The organism is Dyella sp. (assembly GCF_035508675.1).
GTDB lineage: Bacteria > Pseudomonadota > Gammaproteobacteria > Xanthomonadales > Rhodanobacteraceae > Dyella_B.
This window is the reverse complement of the sequence record NZ_DATJMN010000036.1, coordinates 1-4,328: the sequence shown is the minus strand read 5'-3', so window position 1 is coordinate 4,328 and position 4,328 is coordinate 1. Positions and strand designations below refer to the sequence as shown.

General features: G+C 61.4%; 5 protein-coding genes. All 5 read left to right on the top strand.

Translation table 11 applies throughout. The features are described from left to right. Positions 1-519: cytochrome c (locus tag VMA74_RS02150; RefSeq protein WP_325364344.1), on the top strand; the 519-nt coding region annotated here is incomplete at its 5' end. Between the two features lie 93 nt (positions 520-612). After that, positions 613-1,383, top strand: coding sequence for a sulfite exporter TauE/SafE family protein (locus VMA74_RS02145; RefSeq protein WP_414649541.1), 771 nt, complete (start codon positions 613-615; stop codon positions 1,381-1,383). A gap of 142 nt (positions 1,384-1,525) precedes the next feature. Next, the gene (locus VMA74_RS02140) at positions 1,526-1,894 is read left to right on the top strand and encodes an HU family DNA-binding protein (RefSeq protein ID WP_325364342.1); all 369 of its coding nucleotides are present in this window, start codon (positions 1,526-1,528) and stop codon (positions 1,892-1,894) included. A gap of 367 nt (positions 1,895-2,261) precedes the next feature. Next, entirely contained in the window at positions 2,262-3,005 is a 744-nt protein-coding gene (gene aqpZ, locus VMA74_RS02135) for an aquaporin Z (RefSeq protein WP_325364340.1), read from the top strand. A 212-nt stretch (positions 3,006-3,217) separates the two neighbouring features. After that, on the top strand, positions 3,218-4,207 hold the full coding sequence (locus VMA74_RS02130; protein ID WP_325364338.1) for a DedA family protein/thiosulfate sulfurtransferase GlpE: 990 nt from the start codon (positions 3,218-3,220) through the stop codon (positions 4,205-4,207). Positions 4,208-4,328 lie beyond the last annotated feature (121 nt).

Here is a 4,328-nt window from a genome sequence, read left to right as displayed (position 1 = left end):
CTGCTGGGGTGCGCCTATGCCTGGTCGGGCAACTACAACATCGGCGCCGACGTTCCGCATTGGCCCGCAACGTTCCGCTTCCTGAGCATGGTGCGAAGCCGCTCGATCGAGCACCATGCCGAATCGATCAGCGTGCCCAACCTGGACGACCAGGCGTTGATCCTGAAAGGCGCAGGGCAATACGCCGCCATGTGCACCAGTTGTCACCTTGCTCCGGGCATGAGCACATCGGAATTGCGTGCCGGCCTTTATCCGAAACCGCCAGTGCTCGGCCGCGAGCCGATCGACCCGCGTGAGGCGTTCTGGGTCATCAAGCACGGTATCAAGCTGACTGCCATGCCGGCCTGGGGCGCCACGCATGACGACCAGACCCTCTGGAGCATCGTCGCCTTCGTGCGCAAGCTGCCCGGCATGACCCAGGCGCAGTACAAGGACATCATCGCCAAGGCACCGCCGGATGAAGATATGGACATGGGGCATGACCATGGCGATATGCACGACGACATGAAATCGCATTGACGTACGCCTGTGGAGGCTGCTTTGCAGGAAGGGATTTTGTAGGCTGACGTAGGAGATAATCTAGCCGGGTTGCCGCTCTTCGCGAGGTCCGCTTTGTTTCTTCTGCACGATGTGCTTGCGGTGGCGTGCGGATCGCTGGTCGGCTTTTCGCTCGCCTTGATCGGCGGCGGCGGTTCCATTCTCGCCATGCCGTTGATGCTCTACGTGGTCGGCCTGCATGATCCTCATCTGGCGATCGGCACCAGCGCACTGGCGGTATCGCTCAATGCCTTCGCCAACCTGATTCCGCACGCCCGTGCGCGGCATGTGCGATGGCGCGCCGCCTTCGTGTTTGCCGCAGCAGGCGTGGTCGGCGCCTATCTGGGTTCGAGCCTCGGCAAAATCATCGATGGCCGGCGCTTGCTGGTGCTGTTTGCGTTGCTGATGCTGGTGATCGCCGTGCTGATGTTGCGCGGCCGGCGTCGCAACGACAGTACAGCCCAGCCCAGCCGCAACATGTTTCCGCGTCTGGGTGCCATCGGCTTCGGTGCAGGCGGGCTGGCTGGTTTTTTCGGCATCGGCGGCGGTTTTCTGATCGTGCCAGGGCTGCTATTGGGCAGCGGCATGTCCATCATCGAAGCGGTCGGCAGCTCGCTGTTGTGCGTGGGAGCATTCGGCATGACGGCGGCGCTCAATTATGCAACGTCCGGATGGGTGGCTTGGCCCATCGCATGGGAGTTCGTTGCCGGCGGCATTGCCGGCGGCTGGTTGGGTTCGTGGGGCGCGCTCAAGTTGTCCCGCATGCGCGGTGCGCTTAGCACGCTTTTTGCCCTTGTGATCGTGGCCGTTGGCCTATTCATGCTGGCAAAAAGCTTGCTTCTGTAGGCGTTTTGCGCCAAGGGAGCTGGCCGGATGCATCTTTTTGGGCTTTTTTTGCGTTTGCTAGTTGGCGAGAGCGCAAATTTCCCCTACATTTCGCTCGCCGAAAGGCAACATTTCAACAACTCAATAAACGATGGGGTAGTCCATGGCAAAGAAGGCAGCAAAAGGCAAGACGGCGTCCAAGGCCGCCGCCGCTCCGAAGCCGATCAAGGATGCACTGAGCAAGTCCGGTCTGGTTGCTCACCTGGCAGAAACCACCGGTCTGGCTTCGAAGGACGTGCGTGGTGTCCTGTCCGCACTGGAAGGTGTGGTGCACGCCTCGATCCACAAGAAGGGCGCCGGCATGTTCACCCTGCCTGGCCTGCTGAAGATCACCGCCGTCAATGTGCCCGCCAAGCCGCGGCGCAAGGGCGTCAACCCCTTCACGAAGGAAGAGCAGTGGTTCGCCGCCAAGCCCGCCACCGTGAAGGTAAAGATCCGTCCGCTCAAGAAGCTCAAGGACGCGGCGCTCTGATCCTCGCCTGAAAAGCCGCTGTGCCAAGCAGCGGCTTGCCAAACCAAACGGGGTGCGTCACCACCAGGTGGCGCATCCCGTTTTGCATTCGGCCTTCCCAAACCTCAGCGCCGCTGTGCCATGAAAAAAATCCCCGCCCGACGCAGGTGGTCCGGTGTTTGGATGCAAAAGCTCGTGCCGCTCGCCGTCTTCATGCCGAGCGGTGCGGATACGGCTATTTGTATGCATAAATGGCAAAACGTCTTTCATCAAGCCTGGATGCGTGGTATTTACGCGCAGGTCCTCGTCAGGGACAAGGATGCGCTTGCGTGGAACAAGGGGGCGTATAGCGTCGCAAGGCAACGCTTCATTCATGGGAGAAGGCAACATGTTCAAACGACTTTTTGCGGAGTTTTTCGGCACTTTCTGGCTGGTGCTTGGGGGGTGCGGCAGTGCGGTGTTGGCAGCTGCCTTTCCGAATCTGGGTATTGGTTTCGCCGGCGTGGCGCTGGCATTCGGTCTCACCGTGGTCACCATGGCCTACGCTTGTGCTGGGATTTCCGGTGCGCACTTCAATCCGGCGATCACGGTCGGGCTGTTCTTCGGTGGCCGCTTCGGCGGCAAGGATGTGATTCCTTACATCGTCTCGCAGGTCGTCGGTGCGATTGTCGCCGCTGCGGTGCTGTACGTGATCGCCAGCGGCAAGCCGGGCTTCGATGCCACGGCCAGCGGCTTCGCATCCAATGGCTACGGTGCGCATTCGCCGGGCGGCTATTCGTTGCAGGCCTGTGTCGTGTGCGAATTCGTGCTTACTGCGATGTTCCTGATCGTGATCCACGGCGCCACCGACCGCCGCGCACCGGCCGGCTTCGGTCCGCTGGCGATCGGCCTGGCCCTCACCTTGATCCACCTGATCAGCATCCCGGTCACCAACACCTCGGTGAATCCGGCGCGTAGCACCGGCGTGGCGATATTCCAGGGCACCTGGGCGCTGCAGCAGCTGTGGATGTTCTGGCTGGTGCCGCTGCTCGGCGGCGCAGCAGGCGGCCTGATCTTCCGCTTCCTGCTGGGCGAGGATGCGGCCAAGCCGAGCCTGTCCGCAGGTGCGCGGCCGGAGATGAGCAACGCCTGAGTATTGGGCGTATTGAGGACTCAACGCCCTCTCCTGCGTGTAGTAGGGGAGGGCTCAAAGCTCCGAGCTTAAAAAAGCTTCATGCATCAAAGGTGGCGGGAGATAAGTCGTAGGCCCGCCCCTTATTTTTGGCCGCAATACCCCCGGTCACCATCTTGCAATTCAACCCGCCAACCCCAACGATGCGGGCATCCGACCCAAGGTGAATTCCGGTGACGCATGCGATCATCGAGTTGATTGCCGAATACGGCTTGCTGCTGGTCTTCATCAACGTATTGGTGGAGCAGGCAGGATTGCCGTTGCCCGCGGTGCCGACATTGGTGGTGGCCGGCGCGCTGTCCTCCCTTGGCAAGCTTCCCCTCACCGCGGTGGTGCTGGTCGCCTTGCTCGCCTGCCTGATCAGCGATTTCGCCTGGTACCTGGCGGGGCGCCGGTATGGAGCGTCGGTGATGCGCACACTGTGCCGCATCTCGCTTTCGCCGGATTCCTGCGTCAAGCAATCGGAGTTGCGCTTCCAGCGCTGGCGCGGACAAATACTTCTGATCGCCAAATTCGTACCCGGTCTTTCCACCATCGCGCCGCCGTTGATGGGTGCGATGAAGCTCCGGCCGCAGATATTCATGTTGCTCGATGGCCTGGGCTCACTGCTTTGGATCGGCCTGGTCGTTGGCCTGGGCTATACGTTTTCGCAACAGATCGATCGCGTGCTGTTTGCACTGGCCAGCGCCGGCACCATCGCGGTGGAAGTGCTGGTTGCGCTGCTGATCGCCTATGTGGTCGTGAAATGGTGGCAGCGCAAGCGGCTGTTGCTGTCGCTGCGGCTGGCGCGCATCACGGTGGATGAATTGCATCGGTTGATCGAGGATGGCAAGCGCCCGGTCGTGGTCGATGTGCGCTCACAGGCAGGGCGCCTGGCCGATAGCCGCATCATCCCAGGCGCCCTGATGGCGACTCTCAACGGCATCGACCAGGAACTGCACCAGGTGCCGATCGATGAGGACGTGGTGATCTATTGCAGTTGCCCTAACGAGGTATCCGCGGCCAAGGCGGCGAAGGGACTGCTGATGCAAGGCTATCGCAAAGTGCGCCCGCTACTGGGTGGTCTTGATGCGTGGGCCGACGCCGGGTATGACATCGAGCATCTGTCCGTGCAGTCGGTGGCGATGCCCGACACGGTTGTCATGCCGGGGCATGCGCGGTGAGGATGCCTCGCACTTGCCAGAGTACGTCTCCCAGCGTTAATGCTCCGAAGCTTGAAGAAAGCGCCATGCATACCTTGATTCGTCGCTCCGGCGTTCGCCGGGGCGCCGAATCGCTGTTTAT

Coding starts and splice junctions, on each gene's coding strand:
- VMA74_RS02140 (WP_325364342.1), top strand. CDS start 1,526: ATGGCAAAGAAGGCAGCAAAAGGCAAGACGGCGTCCAAGGCCGCCGCC.
- aqpZ (WP_325364340.1), top strand. CDS start 2,262: ATGTTCAAACGACTTTTTGCGGAGTTTTTCGGCACTTTCTGGCTGGTG.